Raw genomic sequence first — 19,675 nt, 5'->3', positions numbered from 1 at the left:
GCTCCTTAGTGCTTTTCCAGCCAGGTGCCGTAGAACGACGGACGACCGACGGCTTCAAAGCTCACGCCCTTCACCCACGGCGCACCGGCAAAGACCTGCGGCTCTTCAAAGATCGGGATCACGTAGGCGTTATCCAGCAAATAACGCTGGGCATCGCCGGTCAGCTGCAGGCGTTTTTGCGGATCGACTTCGGCGGAAATCGCAGTCAGCAGATCGTTAAGCTTATCGTCGCGAAAGTGCTGCACTTTGTCGCTGGAACCGCCCTGTTGCAGCAGGGCGTCGCGGTTGGTCGGGAAGAACATGCTTTTCACCACGTCCGGGTCGGCGCGTCCCACTTCTGAAACGGTCAGCGGGGTCTTCAGCGGATCGAGGTTATCAATAACCCGGCTACCGGCATCGCCTGCTTTTACGCTCAGCGCCGCCCCCACCTGGCGCCACTGCTGAGCAATCAGCTGGAGCACCTCTTTGTTTTGCGGCTGCGGCAGCGATTCATAGACCGTCAGCGCCAGGCGCTGGCCCTCTTTCTCTCTGATCCCGTCGGCGGCCGGTTTCCACCCGGCTTCATCAAGCAACTGTCTGGCCTGGGCTTGATCGAAGGCCAGCTTGTCGCTCAGATTGACGTAACCTGCCGCCGTGCTGGCGATAGCCGAGGTCGCCTGCGGGTAATTGGCGGAGAACAGCGTATCCACCACCTGTTTTGCGTTGGTGGCATGCAGCAGCGCCTGGCGGACGCGCAGGTCGGACACCAGCGGGTTATCCGGGCGGAAACTCAGGCTGTCATTGACGCCGCGAGTAGGGGCGGCATAAATCCTGAATCCCTGGTCGGTCGCCTGTTTTTCATCGTAGGCCTGAACCTGGCGGATAAAATCGGCCTGACCCGCCAGTAACGCCCCGATACGCACGCTGTCTTCCGGGGTGACGATAAAGGTAATACCGTCGAGGTTGGCCGGCCCCTGTTGAGCCAGGTTTTTCGGCCCCCACTGGTAATCCTTACGGGCGACCAGCGTCAGCTCGCGACCCGGCTTTTCATCTTTAACGACAAAGGGCCCGGAGCCGATAATATTGCGCGCGTCGCCGAGTTCGTCGAAATTACGCTGCAAGGTGCTGAGAGAGACCAGCCCGGAGCCAATGGTCGCGGTGCCCTGCAGAAAACCGGGCGACGGTTTTTTGAAGTAAAACTTCACCGTCAGCGGATTGATGACTTCGCTATGGTCGTAGTTGTTGATCACTTCAGAAACCGGCAGCCGGTGGGCTTTATTGCCGAGACCGTAGGTATCAAAATTTTTGGCCACCGCGTTGGCATCCAGCGGGGTGCCGTCGGAGAAGGTGATGCCCGGACGCAACGTAAAGGTGTATTCGGTTTTGTCGGCGTTCGTTACCCAGCTCTCTGCAATCCACGGTTCAACCGCCAGCGTCTTCGGGTTTTGCCAGGTTAATTTATCGGTTATTTGATTGAGAATGCCGCCGTTGGGATAGAACCCTCCGGCCGGTGGATAGAGATTGGTGTGCGGCTGCTGCTCCAGATAGATTAATGTCCCGCCTTTCACCGGCGTATCGGCGGCCCAGGCGGAAAAAGCGCCGGTTAAAAAAAGGGCTGCCAACGCGGGCAGACGAAAACGGCTTTGCATGGTGAATTCCTTTGTTATCTATTGTGTTGCCATCATCGGGCGGGGATATAAACAAAGGAACCAACGAATTGCGCTAAGCATTTGCGGAAAAGGCATTTGCCGCGACGGGGAAATATTCTATGCGGGAGATAGCTGGCGAAACGGGAGCATGCCGGGCGGCCAGCGTAATGAAACGGCCTCTCCCGGAGCGGGAGAGGCGCGAGGCTTAGCGGCGGAAATCGATAACCATACGGCCGCGAATTTGCCCCTGTTCCATCTCTTTAAAGATGGCGTTGATATCGCCCAGCGGACGCAGCGTCACTTTAGGAACCACTTTCCCTTCGGCCGCGAACTGGAAGGCTTCGGTCAGATCCTGACGGGTGCCGACCAGGGAGCCCACCACTTCGATGCCATCCAGCACCAGACGCGGAATATCGAGGCTCATGGCTTCCGGAGGCAGGCCAACGGCCACCACGCGGCCACCGGCGCGTACGGCGTCAACGGCGGAGTTAAACGCCGCTTTGGCCACCGCGGTGACGACGGCTGCGTGAGCACCGCCGGTTTTTTCCTGAATCACTTTCGCCGCATCTTCGTTGCGGGAGTTAATGGTCAGGTCTGCGCCCATCTCGGCCGCCAGCGCCAGCTGCGCATCGTTAACGTCGATGGCGATGACTTTGGCATTGAACACGTTTTTCGCATACTGCAGCGCCAGGTTGCCGAGACCACCAAGACCGTAGATGGCAATCCATTGACCCGGTTTAATATGGGAGACTTTCACCGCTTTATAGGTGGTCACACCCGCGCAGGTGATGCTGCTGGCGGCGGCAGAGTCGAGGCCGTCCGGCACTTTGACCGCATAGTTAGCGGTGACGATGCACTCTTCAGCCATGCCGCCGTCTACGCTGTAACCGGCATTTTTTACCGAACGGCAGAGCGTTTCGTTGCCGCTGTTACAGTAATCGCAGTGCCCGCAGCCTTCGAAGAACCACGCCACGCTGGCGCGGTCGCCCGGTTTCAGGGAGGTGACGCCCGGACCGACCTGCTGTACCACGCCCACGCCTTCATGGCCCAGAATTACACCGGTTTTATCGCCAAAATCGCCGTTTTTCACGTGCAGGTCGGTATGGCATACGCCACAGCACTCCATTTTCAACAACGCCTCTCCATGTTGCAGGGGACGCAGTGTTTTTTCCGTCACATCAACCTGATGATCGTGGGTAACAACGGCTGCCTTCATGTTTACTCCTTGAATTTTGAAGAAAAAAGGGGGTGTTTACTCTTAAATAATACTCATTAAGGATTAACCCTAATAGTCAGGAATGCAAGGGTGCTAGTGAAATATGTGGTCTGAAGCAGCACTAATGGCGCAAAATTCGAACATTTATGTGAATTTTGGCTGTTAATAATTATGAAATGAGGTCGTCATATTCTGTTCATTGCTAACCGGCAGGCTGTTACAGGCAAATTTCTTATAACAACAGAGTGATACTACAATGCATCTGGTAAAAACTGTTCTCGCCGCATCGCTGTTTCTGTCTGCCGCCGCTCAGGCCCATAACGTACTGGACTTTCCGCAGCCGGAGAACAATCCGCAAGAGTTTTACGCGGTCACGGAAATTCCGACGGGCGGTATCATCAAATATGAAACTGACGCCAAAACGGGATTTATTATAGCCGATCGTTTCCAGTCGATGCCGGTCGCCTATCCGGCTAACTACGGTTCGCTGACCCAGTCGCTGGCGGGAGATGGCGATCCGCTGGATGTGGTGTTCTACACCCGCGCACCGATGGCGCCGGGGACGCTGATTAAGCTGCGGGCGATCGGCGTCCTGAAAATGATCGATGGTGGGGAAAAGGACGATAAGATTATTGCCGTGCCGGCGAGCAAAATCGACCCGACCTATGATGACATCAAGAATATCAGCGACCTGCCTCATATTGAGCAGGAGCGGCTGCAGGCCTTTTTCCGCGTCTATAAGCAGCTGCCTGATGGACGTAAAAAGGTCGAGCTGAACGGCTTTAACGATGCCGACGCGGCGAAACAAGAGATCAAGCAGGCATGGGATGCCTGGAAAGCAAAAAATCCACAATAAGATAAAAACAGGCGCTGCACGGCGCCTGTGCTTTTTTAGCCGGGTAATGAGCCGCTGCGGCCGTTTTTAATCCTGGCAAAGAGCGGGTTAGCCGGCAGGAAATATCATCCGGGCCAGCGGGCCGAAGGGCGGCGCGGATTGACAGAGAGAACGCAATAATGGTTGTATTGTACAACTATTAACTCACCTGCACCGATCGCCATGACGCATCCATCGCTTATTAACGAATCGCTGATCAATGAAATACGCCGCGCTTCCCGCCTGATGGTTCGTGAACTCGGCTTCATGAATTCCACCCTGGCAGCCACCGACTATTCTCCCTCCGCCGTGCATACGCTGCTGGAAATTTCCGCCAACGGGGCGATGACCGCCGCACAGCTGGTTCAGATCCTGGGTCTGGAGAAATCGAGCGTCAGCCGTATGTTGTCCCGTCTGCTGGCCGCCGGCGAGCTGCAGGAAAAACCCGACGGCGAAGATGCCCGCTTTAAGCGACTCGAACTGACGGAACAGGGATGGGGGACGGTCAGCCGGATTAACGATTACGGGGCGATGCGGGTCGTTGATGCGCTCACGCATCTCGACGCCGGAGAACAACAAAACGTGGCGCTGGGGCTGACCGCGTACGCGCAGGCGCTGGCGAAATGCCGCGATGTCCCCAGGCCCGCCGCGGCAAACAACGTGTCGATTGTGAGCGGATACCGGCCGGGTATGATTGGCCGCATCGCGCAGATGCACGGCGAATATTATGCCCGGCACCACGGGTTCGGCCACTTTTTCGAAGGTAAGGTCGCCAGCGGGCTGGCGGAGTTTTCTGCCCGACTTGACGCCGAGTGCAATCACATCTGGCTGGCCGTGCTGGAGGGCAACATCGTCGGCTCCGTGGCCATCGATGGTGAAGATCTGGGCAATAACGAAGCGCATCTACGCTGGTTTATTCTCGACGACCGCTGTCGGGGCAGCGGCGTTGGCCGACGCCTGCTGGCCGAGGCGATGGCTTTTTGCGACCGTCGCGCTTTTTCTGCCGTCCAGCTGTGGACCTTCAGCGGGCTGCACGCCGCGCGCGCGCTGTACGAATCATTCGGCTTTACGCTGCATAAAGAGTGGCAGGGCGATCAGTGGGGGATGATGATGACCGAACAGCAGTTCAGCCGATACCCGGCGGATTCTGCTTCGACATAACCGCGGTCCTTGCTCGCGGACACCCCGCTAAGGTGTCGCCACCTTCGCGGGGATTTAGTCTCCTTTAACTCAGTCTGGCAGTAATGGCGGCGATCTCCTCGCGCCACTGCGCCTGCAGGTGGGGTTTCTGGTGCTTAGGTTTACGCGATATATCATCCGCCAGCCGTTGTTCCAGATCGATCAGCCGTTCCAGCAGGGCGTCATGGTCATCGGTGGCGGTGGCCGTCGCATCAACTTCGGCGCGCCTCCCGGCCTGGGGCGCCCCGCTGCGCAGGCGGGTGTAGACTTCATCGGCGGTATGCCACTCGCTCAGCCCGTTATCATCAATCAGCCAGAAGCGGTTGCAGCTCTGGCTTATCAGCTGACGGTCATGACTGACCAGCAGCAGACCACCGGAATACTCGCGCAGCGAGGCAGCCAGCGCCTCTTTGCCTTCCATATCCAGATGGTTGGTGGGCTCATCCAGCAGAAGCAGGCTATAGCTCGCCAGCGACAGCCCGACAAACAGCAGTCGGGAACGTTCACCCCCGCTGAGGGTGCTGACCTTTTGCCCGTGACGGCTCCAGCCGAAACCGGCGGAAATCAGCGCCCGCTTACGGCGCTCTGCGGCGGGTTCGAAGCTCTCCAGCGCCTCCAGCAGCGTGGCGTTATCCGCCAGTTGACGCAGCGACTGGTCGTAGTAGCCCGGATGTAATCGGGGATGCAGGCGCAGTCCGACATCCGGCGCCGCCTGCTGCATCTGCCGCCACAGCAGGCGCAGCAACGATGATTTCCCGCCGCCGTTGCGCCCCATTATCGCCACCCGGTCGCCGCTGCGCAGACGCGCCAGCCCGGCGGTGAACAGGGCTGGTAATCCCGGAGCCGGGGGAACCGGCAGTTGTTCAATTTCGAGTAAACGATCGGCCCGCAGGGCGTCACCGTTCAGCGCCAGCCGCCACGGCGTGCCGGCGGTCAGCTCGGTTTGACTCTCCTTCAGGCGTGCGACCTGTTTCTCCATCTGTTTGGCTTTGCGCGAAAGATCTTCGTTGTCGTACACCTGTCCCCAGGTCGCCAGCCGTTTAGCGCTGGTGGTGACGCGGTCGATTTCTCGCTGCTCGGCTTTATGACGCAGGGCATCGCTTTCGTCCCGTTCCGCCAGCGCCTGACGCGCCGCGCTACAGGGAAGGGAGAAGGCGTGCAGGGTTTTGTCGCGCAGGATCCAACTGGCATTAGTTACAGCATCCAGTAAAAGGGGGTCATGTGACACCAGTACGAAGCTCCCCTGCCAGGTTTGCAAGAAGCTTTCCAGCCACAGCAGGGTCGGCAGATCGAGATGGTTGCCGGGTTCGTCCAGCAGCAGGAGATCCGGCTGCTGAATTAACGCTCTGGCCAGCAGCAGTCGGGTATGTTGGCCGCCGCTTAGCGTTGCCGCACGCTGCGTGAATTCCGTCGTCGTAAACCCCATTTCCGCCAGCAGACGTTCTGCCTGCCAGCGCTGTTGTTCACGCCCGCTGGCGGCAAGCCGCGCCAGAACCACCTCGATCAGCGATTGTTGTAGCAGGGTATCCGGCAGGTGTTGTTCAACCCGCGCCATCAGGCAATGGTGCGCCAGCGCCACGCTGCCGGCACCGGGCGTCAGCGTGCCGTCCAGCACCTGCAGCAGGGTACTTTTGCCGCAGCCGTTATGGCCGATCAGGCCGATGCGATCGCCTTTTTTCAGGGTAAAGGAGAGGTCGGTGAAAAGCGGCCCGAATGCCGTTTCAACATGCAGAGATTGCGCGCTAAATAATGTACTCATCGTGAACTTACTCAAGAGTTACAGGCGTAAAAACGCCTCGTCAAACATCGCTGACGATAACCCGGTAAGCCCGAGGGAAGGGAATTAGTCTGGGGTGTCTTCGCTCAAGCTGAAGTTATCGCAGCACGATACCGATAACGCTTGAGCAGGGACGATTACCAAATGTCAGTGAAAATATAGATATTTCACATAACAGCATGGGGTCCTCCTTTCATTGAGTGAGTTGACAGGTGAAAGCAGTGTAGGAGGTGGGCGGCGATTTGGCTAGCGACTAAAGATAGTGGGGCGGCGGCAAAAAAACGGGCCCGTTGTCAGGCCCGTTTGCGATGTCGGTTAATCAGATCGAGGTGCGGCGGTAGTTGCGATACTCCGGCAGCCAAAAGTTATCGCTAATCGCCTGCAACAGTGCCTCGACGGAGGTCTTCACCGCCACGCCTTGTTCCTGAGCGACTTTACCGACCGCGAAAGCGATCGCGCGCGATACGGTCTGGATATCTTTCAGTTCCGGCAGAACCGGGCCTTCGCCATTGTTGACCAACGGTGAGTGCTTCGCCAGCGTCTCACTGGCCGCCATCAGCATCTCATCGGTGACTCGCGATGCGCCGGAGGCGATTACGCCGAGGCCGATACCGGGGAAGATATAGGAGTTATTGCACTGGGCAATGACGTACTGCTTACCTTTCAGTGTGACCGGCGCGAACGGGCTGCCGGTGGCAACCAGCGCTTCGCCGTCGGTCCAGCTGAGAATGTTCTGCGGCGTGGCTTCGACGCGAGAGGTCGGGTTCGACAGCGGCATTACGATGGGACGCGGGCAGTGCTTATGCATCTCGCGAATAATCTCTTCGGTGAACAGACCCGGCTGGCCGGAAACACCGATCAGGATATTCGGTTTCACATTTCGCACAACGTCAAGCAGGGAGAGCACTTCGTTGGTGGTATCCCACTGCTGGAGATTTTCACGCTTCTGCACCAGTTTGTTCTGGAACGGCAGCAGGTTCGGCATGGCGTCGGTCAGCAGGCCGAAACGGTCAACCATGAACACGCGCTGGCGCGCTTCTTCTTCGCTTAATCCTTCGCGTTGGATCTGGGCGATAATCTGTTCGGCAATCCCGCAACCGGCGGAGCCGGCGCCGAGGAAGACGATTTTCTGCTCGCTCAGCTGGCTGCCCGCACCGCGGCTGGCGGCAATCAGCGTGCCTACGGTCACCGAGGCGGTGCCCTGGATATCATCATTGAATGAACAAATCTCATTGCGATAGCGGTTGAGCAGCGGCATGGCGTTTTTCTGCGCGAAGTCTTCGAACTGCAGCAGAACGTCCGGCCAGCGGTGCTTAATGGCCTGGATAACATCATCGACAAACTGATAATACTCATCGTCGGTAATACGCGGATGGCGCCAGCCCATATACAGCGGATCGTCGAGCAGCTGCTGGTTGTTAGTCCCGACGTCCAGCACGATCGGCAGCGTATAGGCCGGGCTGATACCGCCGCAGGTGGTGTACAGCGAAAGCTTACCGATCGGGATCCCCATACCGCCGATGCCCTGGTCGCCGAGACCCAGAATACGCTCTCCGTCGGTGACGACGATCACTTTAACGTTGTGGTTCGGGACGTTTTGCAGGATATCGTCGAGGTTGTGCCGGTTCTGATAGGAGATAAACACCCCGCGCGAGCGACGGTAGATCTCAGAGAAGCGCTCGCAGGCGGCGCCAACGGTCGGCGTATAGATGACCGGCATCATCTCATCGAGATGGTTGCCAATCAGGCGATAAAAGAGGGTTTCGTTGGTGTCCTGAATGTTGCGCAGGTAAATATGTTTGTCGATCTCAGTTTTAAACCCCTGGTACTGGATCCATGCACGTTCAGCTTGTTCCTCAATTGTTTCAACAACTTCTGGCAGCAGGCCGAGCAGGTTAAAGCTGCTGCGCTCTTCCATGCTGAAGGCGCTACCTTTGTTGAGAAGGGGAAATTCGAGCAGAACGGGGCCAGCGTAGGGGATATACAGGGAACGGTTTTTCTTATGGGTGAATTGCATCGCACTAACTCCTTGATGTTCACTTCAGACCGTGCGCGGCGATAAGCGTGCGGGCTGGCAGGGAATGCAGCGGGAGCAGTATAGAGCAGATGTTATCAAAGAGGGGAAATTGTATTAAAAAAACACCATCCTGACGAAAGGACGGTGTTTTTATCATCATTCAGCTGAGAAATTAACCCGCGCGGCGCTTACGGCCGGTGGCATGAGCGTGGTTAATTGTCGTTTCCACATCGCCGTCCAGCACCACTTTTTTCTGCTGCGACAGTTTATAGTTCAGACCGAGAAGATGACGTGCCTGGTGGTTCGATTTCATTCTTACTCCTTAATCCAGTTCTGTTTCAAGGACAAGCCCGGCGTGGCCGGACGAAATGTAACCCTAAGAACGGCGCGCTAGCGCGACCGTGCTATCTATCGTGGTCTATTTTTCCGCCAATGGCAACCTTATGCGGCAAAATATTATGCCGGGACCGCCATTATCGAGCGAGAAATAAGGCCCGCGGCTGCCCTTAACCCGACGAAATTTATCACCATTCTCCGCGCCGGCTTTTTGTTATCTCCCGCACAATTATTAATTTTCACAACCAGTTAGTGAAATTACGTAATTGTGATAATGCGCATAAATATTACCTTGATGAGTGTTGCATCGAGCGCGCTTGCCGGGCGCTATTTAATGGGGAATATAATAAAAAGGACAATAAATTGAAAAAAATTAATTATGAGGAGTTGCGCGTATATAGAAAAAGACCGATTACGCTGCTGCGTTCCTTAGGTTATGCCATGAACGATCTCAACGGGTCGGCATGGGGAACGCTGGTCGGCTCTTACCTGATGATATTCCTCAGCACCTGGGCGGGGTTAAATGCCGGGGTGGTGGGTACCATGTTATTCGCGCTGAAAATACTGGATATGATCGTCTGTGGCGTGATTGGCGGCGTTTCCGATCAACTCTTCCGCACGGCAATTGGGCGCAGATTAGGGCGGCGACATATTTTATTTTTGATCGGCGCGACGCTCACCTTAATCTGTTTCCCGCTGCTGTTTACGGTCCATGTCGGTTCCTGGCTGTGGTATTTCGTGGTGCTGTTCCTGCTTGATACCGCCCAGTCGTTTAATAATATTGCCTATGAAACGCTTGCCACGGAAATGACCGATAAAGCGCACGAGCGGGTGAAGCTGAGCTCCGTGCGGATGTTTGTCTCCGCCTTCGGGACCTTCGCCGTCACCGGTTTGCCGGCGCTGCTGCTGGTGATGCTGGGCAGCGATAGCCCCCAGGCCTATACCATTTCCGGGATTGTGTTTGGCATTGTGCTGTTTGCCGGTACCATCATTACGTGGCTGACAACCTGGGAGTTTTCCCCGGGATATGTTGACGCGTTTGAGAACAGCGCTAAAGAGCAGCGGCCGAAAAATATTATTTACTCTATCAATGAATATCTTCATGTGATGAGAACGAAAGCCTGCCGCCGAACCTGTGTTATCTATTTTGTCTCCTACTTCGCGAAGGACTGTTTCAATACCGCCTTTTTCTTCTACGTCGTATTTATCCTGGGTCTGTCGCAGGGGATGGCGCAGACCGCTTCGTCGCTCTCTATTATTGGATTGATCGTGGTGCCGATCGCCACCTTTTTTATGTTTAAATTTGGGCCGAAATGGCTGTGGTCAATGGCATTCTCACTGATGATCGCCGTCCTCATTTATTATCTGGGGTTATATGTCTTTCATATTCAGCTCTCCGATAGCGCGGCATTTGTGACCATTCTGATATTGTCAGCCTTATTCCAGATTGGCCGCCAGACGATGGAATATACGGTGTGGAACGTGATTCCGCTGGTGCCGGATGTCGATACTCTGGTTTCCACCAAACTGCGGGCAGGAACCTTTGCCGCCTGCCAGACCTTTACCCGAAAATTAACTGGCGCGATTGGCTCGGCGATTATTGGCTGGATCCTCGCCTTCGGCGGATTTGATAAATCGCTGGCGGTACAAATACCTGCGGCACAAATCGCTATCATGATCGCATTTATTTTTATTCCGCTCATTTGCCTGATTTACTCCCTGTATCTGATTCGCACCTTCAATTTGAACCCGCAAACCCACAAGGTCGTTAAGGCCGAGATGGACCGCCTGCAGCAGGGGGGCGCCAAAGAGGATGTGGACCCGAAAACCCGGGCCATCGTCGAGGATCTCACCGGCTACGCTTATGATGAAATTTGGGATGTAAAAAAATGACCACCTATATTGCCAGCGACAATACCGACCTGCAGACCCTGATTAACGAGGCTGCCCGTACGGCCAGCGAGGAACATCGCGCAGAGATTATCTTTCCGCCGGGCACCTGGTTGACGGGGCCGTTGACTCTGTACAGCCATATGACGCTGACCCTGGAAGAAGGGGCAACGATCCGCTTTATTGCCGACCCGCAGCTCTACCCGCCGGTCTGGACACGCTGGGAGGGGATCGAATGCTATGCGCTGCACCCGCTTTTGTACGCCGCGGATGCCTGCAACATTACTCTTCGCGGGGCGGGGGTGATTGAGGGGGCGGGCCAGTGGTGGTGGGATACGTTCCGTCAGATTGAAGAGGAGGACCGTCAGGCGCCGCGGGAAAGCTGGGAGCGGCAGCTGGCGGCGCTGAATCCGGATTATCGTTCTCGCCCCGGCGGCGGCGGGCGTCCTCAGACCCAGTTCCTGCGCCCGCCGCTGGTTCAGTTCTGGAAATGCTCGGCGATTCACCTGCAGGGGATCACCTTGCAGAACTCACCGTTCTGGACCCTGCATACCGTCTATTCCCGTGATATCGTCATCAGCGGAGTGACAATCCTCAATCCGGCCGATGCCATCAATACCGATGCCATCGATCTGGATTCTTCCGAGAATATTACTATCGAGGATTGTCTGTTTGATGTGGGTGACGATGCGATTACCTTAAAATCCGGCTCGGGGGCGGACGGCTTGCGCATCAACAGACCCACCCGCAACGTCACGGCGCGCCGCTGTCGTATTCTCGCCAGCCATGGCGGCATCGCTATTGGTTCGGAAACGGCAGGGGGCATTGAAAATGTGTCGGTGAGCGATTGCGTTTTCGAAGGCACCCAGCGGGCGATTCGCCTGAAATCGCGGCGTGGGCGGGGCGGTACGATTAAAAACATCACTTTGCGCGATTTGACGATGGATGGCTGCTGGTGTCCGATTGTGATCGGTCAATATTTTGCCCCTGGCGTGCTGGCGCATGAACGCGACGTAACGCTTTCCGAACAGCCGCAGCCGCTGAGCGCAATGACGCCGCACATCCGCGATATCCTGATTGAGAATGTGCTGGCGACCAACGTGCTCTCCAGCGCCGCGTTTATTGTCGGGCTACCGGAAGCGCCGATCGACAATGTGAGCATCCGAAACTTTAGCTATGCGCTGGCGCCTGAAGAACGGCTGCTGGAGACCTGGAATACGGAACCCACGGAAGGACATTTTCACGACGACGATCGCGGTATTAAGGTGATTAACGCCCGAAACGTGAAAATTCAGTAACCCCGTGCCTCAACCCGGGGCCTGAACATCGTCAGGCCCCGGTTCAGTTGCAGGCGACGCTTGTTACCACTTCATCTCGCCGGTATTCACTTTCGCGCTGAGCTCGAGAGAACTCTCTTCCGCCAGATTTGGCCAGCGCTGCTTCATTTCGGCAATCACTCCGGCGGAATCTTTATGGGCTTTCAGCGCCTGCTCAAACTGCTGCAGATAGTCGCGGGTGAAGGTAATCGCGCGATCGCCGGCCGGCGGCGTCCCGAGATAGTGACCCGGAATCACCTGCTGCGGGTGCAGGGCGGCCATATCGTCGAGCGTGGTGCGCCACTGCTGACGACTTTCCGCGCTCTGGGTGTCGGCGGTCCACACGTGCATGCCCCAGGCCACGCCGGTGCCGCCGAGGATCGCTTTATTCGCCGGGATCCACACGAAGGCCGCGTAGTGCTGCGGCTGGAGGATGCGGACTTTCTCGCCGTCGATAGTAAAGGTGTTAGCTTCAATGACCTGCGGCGTATAAAGCTGCTTTGGCGCGCCGTCTTTCATCTGCGGGCCCCAGAAGGCCAGTTTTGCCGATTTGGTCGCCTCAATATGCTTAACCACCTCGGAGGTCGCCACGATTTTTGCCTGCGGGAAGGCCTTCACCAGCGGCTCAAGGCCAAAGTAAAAGTCCGGGTCGCCGGAGGTGATGACGATGCGGGTCAGCTTTTTGCCGCTTTTACGGATCATCTCCACCAGCTTCTCGCCGTCTTTAACGCTAAATTGCGCGTCAAACAGCACCGCCTCATGCGGACCGGAGGCCAGCGTCGAGTTGACGGCGAAGATACCTTTATCCTGCGGGTTATAGGTCTGCAATGTTAAAGGTGCGGCAAAGGCAGCGGAGCTGAACAGTGCGGTGGCAACGGCAAGGGCGGATAATTTCATGGTGGTTTTCTCTGTGTCTGATCAATAACGCTATTTTACGGATTTCCTGATTTGCGAAAATTCCTGAAAAAAGAGATGCTGAGTTTCATAAAACGTGCAGATGGAAGTGAAAGATGGACAGAATTATTGCCGCGCAGGTCTACATGCGGATCTGCGAACTGGGGAGCCTGAGCGCCGCGGCCCGGGCGCTGGGGATGTCGCGCCCGATGGTCAGTCGCTATCTGGAACAGATGGAACACTGGGCGGGTACCCGCCTGATTCACCGTTCGACGCGTAAATTAACCTTAACCGCCGCCGGGGAGAAGGTGCTGCAAAAAACCCGCAGCCTGACGCAACTGTCGGATGAAATTGCCGGGCAGACCGAGCGGGCGGTGCCCAGCGGCACGCTACGCGTCGCCTGCGCTCACTTTACGGCCATGCAGCTGATTTCGCCGCTGTTACCCGATTTTCTCGCCCGTTATCCCCAGCTGCGTCTGGAACTGGATATCAATAACCATCCGGTGAGCCTGATCGGCGAGCGTATTGACGTGGCGATTCGTATCACCGATAACCCGGAGCCAGGAGCGATTGCCCGTCGGCTGGGGGTCTGCCGTTCGGTGCTGTGCGCATCGCCGCGCTGGCTACAGTTACATGGCCAGCCGCAGACGCCGGCGGAGCTCAGCGCACATAACTGTCTGCACTACAGCCATTTCGCCACGCCGACCTGGCAGTTCAGCGATTCGCAGGGCGAAGCCGTCTCCGTGGCGGTCTCCGGCAACCTCAGCGCCGGGATCTCCTCATTACTGCTGGAAGCGGCGGTAGCCGGATGCGGTATCGCGATGTTGCCGGAACTGGAAGCGCAGCGCGCGCTCAACAGCGGGGCGTTGAAGCCGGTGTTGCCGGGCTGGACGCCGAAAGCGCTCAGCGTATACGGCATCTATTTATCGCGCGACTATCAGCCCAGCGCGCTACCGCTGTTCCTCGATGAGATTCAACAGCAGCTGGCGCAGCTTAGCTAGCGCACTTTCGTCCCGCTGATCCTGCGTCGCGCCTTGTGGGCGCGCGTGCTCCTGCCATCTCCCCCCTCGCTACCTGATACAGGGCGGCGCCCGCACGTCGATTTCTGGTTCCCGCCGACAGCGGCCGCTTTCGTGAGCCATCTCCGACTTTCATCTAATCCTCTGGTTGATATCTAGACATATCGTAATTTGAGATATATCAATATATGTACATTATTTTACCAATAATTAACATTCAGGAGCGGAGAATGGATCTGGGGATTGGCGGAAAACAGGCTTTCGTCTGCGCATCATCGCAAGGGCTCGGTCTGGCCTGTGCGACGGCTCTGGCGGCAGAAGGCGTGAACATCACGCTAAACGGGCGTTATGAACAGAAGCTGGCGCAGGCGGCATCGGCGCTGCGTCAGCGCTTTCCTCAGGTTGCCGTCACGACCGTCACTGCCGATCTGACGCAGCCGGCGGGGCGCGCGGCGATCCTGGCAGCCTGGCCGAAAATCGACATTCTGGTGACGAATAACGCCGGGCCTCAGCCCGGCGTACTTGCCGACTGGCACGAGGAGGCGCTGCTGGGAGCGATGGCGGCCAATTTTATTCCAGCGGTACAGCTGATTCGCGCCTGGCTGCCGGCGATGCAGCAGCAGCGCTTCGGGCGGATCGTCAATATCACTTCGGCCATGGTCAAAGCGCCGCACTACATGATGGGGCTATCCACCTCGGCGCGGACGGCGCTGACGGCCATCAGCAAAGCGATCGGCCGTGAGGTGGTGGCCGACAATGTGACTATCAACAATCTGCTTCCGGAGCGGATCGATACGCCACGCCAGGCATTTATGCTGCAGCGGCTGATGGATAAAGAGGGTATCAGTCTGCAAGAGGCGCGCCGACGCAATGAGGCGACAATCGCCGCCGGGCGCTTTGGCCGCCCGGAGGAGTTCGCTGCGGCCTGCGCCTTTCTCTGTAGCCAGCAGGCTTCCTATATTTCCGGACAAAACCTGCAGCTCGACGGCGGTTCCTATGAGGGGCTGCTATGAATGCGGATGTCCTGGCGCTATTGACGCTTGAGACGCAGCGTCAGCAGGCACTGGTGGCCGGTGATAGCGTGCGTCTGGCGGCGCTCCTGGCCGACGATCTTGTTCATATTCACAGCACCGGAATGGTACAGGGTAAAGCCGGGTTTCTCGAACACGTGGTGAAAATGGGCGGCTTTGTGGCTATCGAACGGCCAACGCCTGACATTCGTCTGCTGGGCGATATTGCCCTCATCAGCGGCGAAACGCGCAACGTGGTCCGTTCACTGCACGATGGCGCCGAAAGGGTTCGCCACGGTTTTTCCACGCTGGTTCTGCGTCGTTCCCCACAGGGCTGGCAAATTATATTGTCACAAATGACGCCCTTTGCGGCGTAGAAGGAGTGCTATGAAGCTCGTGCGCTACACCCACCACGGACGTACCCGGCTTGGCAAAGTGGTTGATTCTACGGTCATTGATTTATCAGAAATCACCGGCATCGACCACTCCATGCGCCAGTTGCTCAACGATCTGCCGGCGCTTCGCGAACGACTTGAGCGGGTCGCCGGGCCGGCCATTGCGCTAGAGGAGGTCCGCCTGGAGGCCCCGATTCACGACCCGCAGAAGTTTCTCGGCATTGGTATGAACTATCGCCAGCATGCCGAGGAGGCACGCCGGGCGGGGATCGCGATCCCGTCATCGCAAATGTGGTTTAACAAGCAGGTTTCCTGCATCAGCGGGCCCTTTGATCCGGTTGTTAAGCCGCGCATCAGCGAGCAGATGGATTATGAAATCGAGCTCGGTGTGGTTATCGGTCGCCGCTGTCGCCACGTCTGTGCCGGCGATGCCCCCGCGGTGATTGCCGGCTATCTGATCGTCAACGATCTCTCCGCGCGCGACTGGCTGAAAAAATCGCCGACCTTTACGCTCGGTAAATCATTCGATACGCACGGGCCGCTGGGACCGTGGCTGACGACCTGCGATGAAATTGCCGACCCGTTGGCGCTACAGATGACGCTAACGGTGAACGGTGAACAACGTCAGCACGCCTCTACCGGCGATATGATTTACAACATATATCAACAGATTGAGTACCTCTCATCGGTGATGACCCTGGAGCCGGGCGACGTGCTCGCTACCGGAACACCATCCGGGATTGGCGCGCCGACCGGGCGCTTCCTGCAACCGGGCGATCTGCTGCATCTGACCATCGACGGCCTCGGGGCGATAGAACATCGCGTGGTGGCAGAAGACGACGCTATAGCGTGGGAGGCGTGATGAGCAGTAACTCTTTTCGTGATTATCTTCTGCCCGCCGACGCGCCACGTATTCTGGCCGCGCGCAACGTGGATGTCGCCACCTATGGCGCCCGGATGCTGGCGACGGAAAAGGCGCGTGACCTACAGGCCCAGTGGCAGGCCAGCCTGGATGAAACGTTTCGCGGGATCACCACTGACGGCAGGGTACGCGATGGGCTTTTCGCGTTAGCCGATGAAGGGTTTGCCGTCGACGAGGCGGTCGCCGTCGCCAGGGCGCTGCTGCTGACGCTGGAGCCGTCGCAGCACCAGCGCGTCTGCCAGCCGATAGATGCGCCGCAGTGGCGAGCCTGGTATAACCCGGAAATTCCGTTCAATGACTACGGCGTGCGCCTTGAAGCGACCTCTCCGGCGACGCGCGACGCGTTTCTCGGGTTACTGAGGGCCTGCACCAGCGAGCAGGGATTTCGCAAAGTGTCGCGCCTGATGGATGCCAACCATTTCCTTGGTGAGCTGTATGACCTGAATAACATCATGAACCGCTGGAGCTTCCATTTTATGCTGTTCGGCGAGCCTTCTGCGGATCGGCCCTGGGGGTGGAGTATCTACGGCCATCATGTCGCGTTTTGCTGCTTTATCGTCGGACGTCAGTTGACTATCGCCCCCACGTTTATGGGCGTGGAGCCAAACGTTATCGATCGCGGCGATGACAGTGACGCGACGTTGTTTAGCGACGAAGAGCGCTGCGGTCTGGCGTTAATGCAGGCGTTGACTCCGCGTCAGCAAAAACGAGCAACGATTTTCCAGCAGATGGAAGATCCGGCCATGCCGCCAGAGCGCTTTAACTTTGCCGATCAGCGCCACCTGGGCGGGGCGTTTCAGGATAACCGCATGATTCCTTATGAGGGAATTTGTGTGGCGGAGTTCAGTCCGGCGCAGCGCAAGATGTTAATGGCGACGATTGCCTGCTTCCTCGATTTTTTGCCCGATGCTCCGCGACAGCGGCGGCTGGCGTGCATTGAACAGCATCTTGAGGAAACCTGGTGGTGTTGGATTGGCGGCTGCGGCGATGACGATGTCTTTTATTACCGTATTCAAAGTCCGGTGGTGATGCTGGAGTTCGATCACCATAGCGGCATGTGGCTGACCAATGAGCAGCCGGCGCGTTTTCATATTCACACGATTACGCGGATTCCGAATGGCAATGATTACGGCAAGGCCTTATTGGCGCAAACGCGCAAATAAATCAGTTGGTTTTAATTTCTGTTGATATCACCCGTCGCGAACCCTGGGGCGTAGCGCGGGTGGGCGCATTGACGCGCCATTCTCTATGAGCCTGCCTGAACAGGCTCCGGGCGGTAAATAAAAAAATATCTCTGTCTCCTACAATGAGGTTATCTGGCAATGGAATTAAACTGTTCATTCAGAGTCTCAACGCTGGCGTTATTTCCGCTGGCGTTGATGTGCGGCAGTTGTTACGCAAATACGGTATCCACGGGTGGCGACTCTGATTCATTCAACGACTGGCTTTCGCAAGGGAATATTTACGGCGAAGTCAAAACTATGCATTTTTTTAAAGAATTTAACGGTACCGTCGCGGATAAACAAACGCACGCCTTTGGCGGTGATATTCAATATGTCAGCCCGGAACTTTATGGTTTTAGTTTTGGTGTCGCAGATTATGCTTCGTGGAATTTAGGCCTCAATCCCGATAACAGTGAAAAGACGGAAATTTATCTGCCGGCGGATAATATCAATGTTCTGGGCAAGGCCTATCTGCGCTATCGGGGCTATGGATTTAATTTGCAGGGGGGACGAATTGCGCTCGATACGCCTTTCGCCAACGGTGGCGAAGGTCGTACCATGATTCCTGCCTTATATGAGGGGTTTGGCGGCGATTACTCTTTGCTGGATAAGCAGCCGTTAAAGCTGTATGGCTACCGAATCTATCGTTTCAAACCCTTCAGTTCCGATACCTTTGGTAAGGGAGATACCGGGGCGCCCGAGGTCGATGATACGACGATTCCCTCGGTCGACAGCGATGGTTTCTCCACCTTCGGTCTGCGCTATGGCCAGCTGTACGATGCCCAGGCCGAGGCCTGGTATTATCACTTTGATAAACGTGCGCAGATGGCTTTTGTCGGCGGCGAACTGCCGGTACATGGGCTAAGCGTGGGACACTGGACGCCATTTTTCGGCGCACAGTATTTGCATGAATGGGATACATCGGATCAGTCCTGGCCGTATAAAAATATCGACACCGATCTTTATTCTGCGCGAGTGGGGATGCGCTCACGTAATCATAGTTTCTCGGTGATTGCCACTCATGTTCCCAGCAAGGACGGGGCGTTTTTAAATGGCGCCTATTTCGCGCCATATAATTTCGGTATTTATGACACCACGCCGATTGAGGCCGGGCAACCGCTGGCATCGATGATCACCAGCAATCAGCCCGGCGACGCGCTGGCGCTGCGCTATGTTTATCATAATCAAAACGCGCTGGCGGTATTAGGCTATACGCGTCTGAATTTAAAAGACTCCAGCGGGATTTATTATCCGATTGCCGCTAAGGATATTAATGCCGGATTTATGATATTGGGTTATAACCTGACTCCGCGATTACATGCTGAATTTGAATTTGACTATATTGACTCCCCGTCACCGGTAACCGGTGATTATCATGCGGAACGTCTACGCCTGGTTTATAAATTCGGCGCGATGATGCCGGACAGTGAATATTAATCGTGACGATATTGTCATTTTATGAGTATCAGGGTCTGCCGGCGGTAGATCCTGACTGGAGACAAATATGAGTAACAGAAAAAGTATTTACAGCGAGGCCTTTGTTCACGCCAATCCCGTGCCTGCCGCCTGTCGGATTGGCAATATGGTCTTTTCCGGTGTGATTTATGGCCGCGATCCGCAGACCCGGCAGGTACCGGACGATCTTGATGGCCAGTGCGCGCTGATGTTTGCCCATATCAAAACGCTGATTGAGGACGCCGGCGGGACGCTGGACAACATTGCCCGACTGACGCTGCTGATGGCGGACAGAAACGAACGCGAAACGGTGAACCGCCACTGGATCCGCTATTTCCCTGATCCGGCATCGCGTCCGGCCAGGTACGCCATCGATGCCAAACTGAGCGGCAATATTCGCATACAGTGTGATTTTATCGCCGTCCTTTAACCCACTTTTCGCGATCGTTTCTCCGCTTTCCCGCGCTTATTCCGTTGGCGAACAAAATTCAGGCCTGCGCCATCTCTTTAAGATATATTTAAAG

General features: G+C 56.5%; 17 protein-coding genes. 11 read left to right on the top strand and 6 right to left on the bottom strand.

What is annotated here, in order from left to right; translation table 11 throughout:
• Nucleotides 1-5: 5 nt before the first annotated feature.
• Together BV390_RS22005 and adhP are read right to left on the bottom strand one after the other, a co-directional pair.
• Complete coding sequence (locus BV390_RS22005) at nucleotides 6-1,628, bottom strand: TIGR04028 family ABC transporter substrate-binding protein (RefSeq protein ID WP_085397341.1); 1,623 nt, start codon at nucleotides 1,626-1,628, stop codon at nucleotides 6-8.
• 205 nt (nucleotides 1,629-1,833) lie between these two features.
• Nucleotides 1,834-2,844 carry an alcohol dehydrogenase AdhP gene (gene adhP / locus BV390_RS22000; protein WP_004861757.1) on the bottom strand — a complete coding sequence of 337 codons (1,011 nt, stop codon included), beginning with the start codon at nucleotides 2,842-2,844 and terminating at the stop codon, nucleotides 1,834-1,836.
• Between the two features lie 256 nt (nucleotides 2,845-3,100).
• Between adhP and BV390_RS21995 the strand changes: the two genes are divergently transcribed.
• Together BV390_RS21995 and BV390_RS21990 are read left to right on the top strand one after the other, a co-directional pair.
• On the top strand, nucleotides 3,101-3,700 hold the full coding sequence (locus BV390_RS21995) for an inorganic diphosphatase (protein WP_032696241.1): 600 nt from the start codon (nucleotides 3,101-3,103) through the stop codon (nucleotides 3,698-3,700).
• A gap of 201 nt (nucleotides 3,701-3,901) precedes the next feature.
• The gene (locus BV390_RS21990; protein ID WP_085397340.1) at nucleotides 3,902-4,879 is read left to right on the top strand and encodes a bifunctional helix-turn-helix transcriptional regulator/GNAT family N-acetyltransferase; all 978 of its coding nucleotides are present in this window, start codon (nucleotides 3,902-3,904) and stop codon (nucleotides 4,877-4,879) included.
• Nucleotides 4,880-4,943: 64 nt separating this feature from the next.
• Here BV390_RS21990 and BV390_RS21985 read toward each other — a convergent pair whose 3' ends face one another.
• From BV390_RS21985 to sra, 3 genes are all read right to left on the bottom strand, one after another.
• Nucleotides 4,944-6,656 (bottom strand): ABC-F family ATP-binding cassette domain-containing protein, encoded by a 1,713-nt coding sequence (locus tag BV390_RS21985; protein ID WP_085397339.1) that lies wholly within the window; start codon nucleotides 6,654-6,656, stop codon nucleotides 4,944-4,946.
• Nucleotides 6,657-6,993: 337 nt separating this feature from the next.
• Nucleotides 6,994-8,691, bottom strand: a complete 1,698-nt coding sequence (locus BV390_RS21980) for an NAD-dependent malic enzyme (RefSeq protein ID WP_085397338.1) — start codon at nucleotides 8,689-8,691, stop codon at nucleotides 6,994-6,996.
• 172 nt (nucleotides 8,692-8,863) lie between these two features.
• Nucleotides 8,864-9,004 (bottom strand): stationary-phase-induced ribosome-associated protein, encoded by a 141-nt coding sequence (sra, locus tag BV390_RS21975; protein WP_004861775.1) that lies wholly within the window; start codon nucleotides 9,002-9,004, stop codon nucleotides 8,864-8,866.
• 464 nt (nucleotides 9,005-9,468) lie between these two features.
• On the opposite strand from sra, the gene BV390_RS21970 reads away from it, so the two are divergent.
• Together BV390_RS21970 and BV390_RS21965 are read left to right on the top strand one after the other, a co-directional pair.
• Nucleotides 9,469-10,920 carry an MFS transporter gene (locus BV390_RS21970; RefSeq protein ID WP_077267074.1) on the top strand — a complete coding sequence of 484 codons (1,452 nt, stop codon included), beginning with the start codon at nucleotides 9,469-9,471 and terminating at the stop codon, nucleotides 10,918-10,920.
• Nucleotides 10,917-12,215, top strand: a complete 1,299-nt coding sequence (locus BV390_RS21965; RefSeq protein ID WP_032687791.1) for a glycoside hydrolase family 28 protein — start codon at nucleotides 10,917-10,919, stop codon at nucleotides 12,213-12,215. The genes BV390_RS21970 and BV390_RS21965 overlap by 4 nt, the downstream gene beginning before the upstream one ends.
• Nucleotides 12,216-12,278: 63 nt before the next feature.
• Here the strand turns inward: BV390_RS21965 and BV390_RS21960 are convergent, their stop codons facing one another.
• Nucleotides 12,279-13,130, bottom strand: a complete 852-nt coding sequence (locus BV390_RS21960; RefSeq protein WP_032687790.1) for a Vmh family MBL fold metallo-hydrolase — start codon at nucleotides 13,128-13,130, stop codon at nucleotides 12,279-12,281.
• A 113-nt stretch (nucleotides 13,131-13,243) separates the two neighbouring features.
• On the opposite strand from BV390_RS21960, the gene BV390_RS21955 reads away from it, so the two are divergent.
• From BV390_RS21955 to BV390_RS21925, 7 genes are all read left to right on the top strand, one after another.
• Complete coding sequence (locus BV390_RS21955; protein ID WP_085397337.1) at nucleotides 13,244-14,128, top strand: LysR family transcriptional regulator; 885 nt, start codon at nucleotides 13,244-13,246, stop codon at nucleotides 14,126-14,128.
• A gap of 248 nt (nucleotides 14,129-14,376) precedes the next feature.
• The gene (locus tag BV390_RS21950; protein ID WP_085397336.1) at nucleotides 14,377-15,159 is read left to right on the top strand and encodes an SDR family oxidoreductase; all 783 of its coding nucleotides are present in this window, start codon (nucleotides 14,377-14,379) and stop codon (nucleotides 15,157-15,159) included.
• Entirely contained in the window at nucleotides 15,156-15,533 is a 378-nt protein-coding gene (locus BV390_RS21945) for a nuclear transport factor 2 family protein (protein ID WP_032696237.1), read from the top strand. The genes BV390_RS21950 and BV390_RS21945 overlap by 4 nt, the downstream gene beginning before the upstream one ends.
• A gap of 10 nt (nucleotides 15,534-15,543) precedes the next feature.
• Nucleotides 15,544-16,413: a fumarylacetoacetate hydrolase family protein gene (locus BV390_RS21940; RefSeq protein WP_064793768.1), complete on the top strand. Its 870-nt coding sequence runs from the start codon at nucleotides 15,544-15,546 to the stop codon at nucleotides 16,411-16,413.
• Nucleotides 16,413-17,636, top strand: a complete 1,224-nt coding sequence (locus BV390_RS21935) for a DUF3500 domain-containing protein (protein ID WP_032687784.1) — start codon at nucleotides 16,413-16,415, stop codon at nucleotides 17,634-17,636. Before BV390_RS21940 ends, BV390_RS21935 begins: the two co-directional genes overlap by 1 nt.
• A gap of 318 nt (nucleotides 17,637-17,954) precedes the next feature.
• Complete coding sequence (locus tag BV390_RS21930) at nucleotides 17,955-19,133, top strand: hypothetical protein (protein ID WP_227517243.1); 1,179 nt, start codon at nucleotides 17,955-17,957, stop codon at nucleotides 19,131-19,133.
• A gap of 67 nt (nucleotides 19,134-19,200) precedes the next feature.
• Entirely contained in the window at nucleotides 19,201-19,581 is a 381-nt protein-coding gene (locus BV390_RS21925; RefSeq protein ID WP_032687782.1) for a RidA family protein, read from the top strand.
• Nucleotides 19,582-19,675: the final 94 nt, after the last annotated feature.

Source organism: Klebsiella sp. YJ, from assembly GCF_002108615.1.
GTDB lineage: Bacteria > Pseudomonadota > Gammaproteobacteria > Enterobacterales > Enterobacteriaceae > Klebsiella > Klebsiella planticola.
The sequence above is the reverse complement of the archived record's forward strand: the minus strand, read 5'-3'. Positions and strand labels throughout refer to the sequence as shown.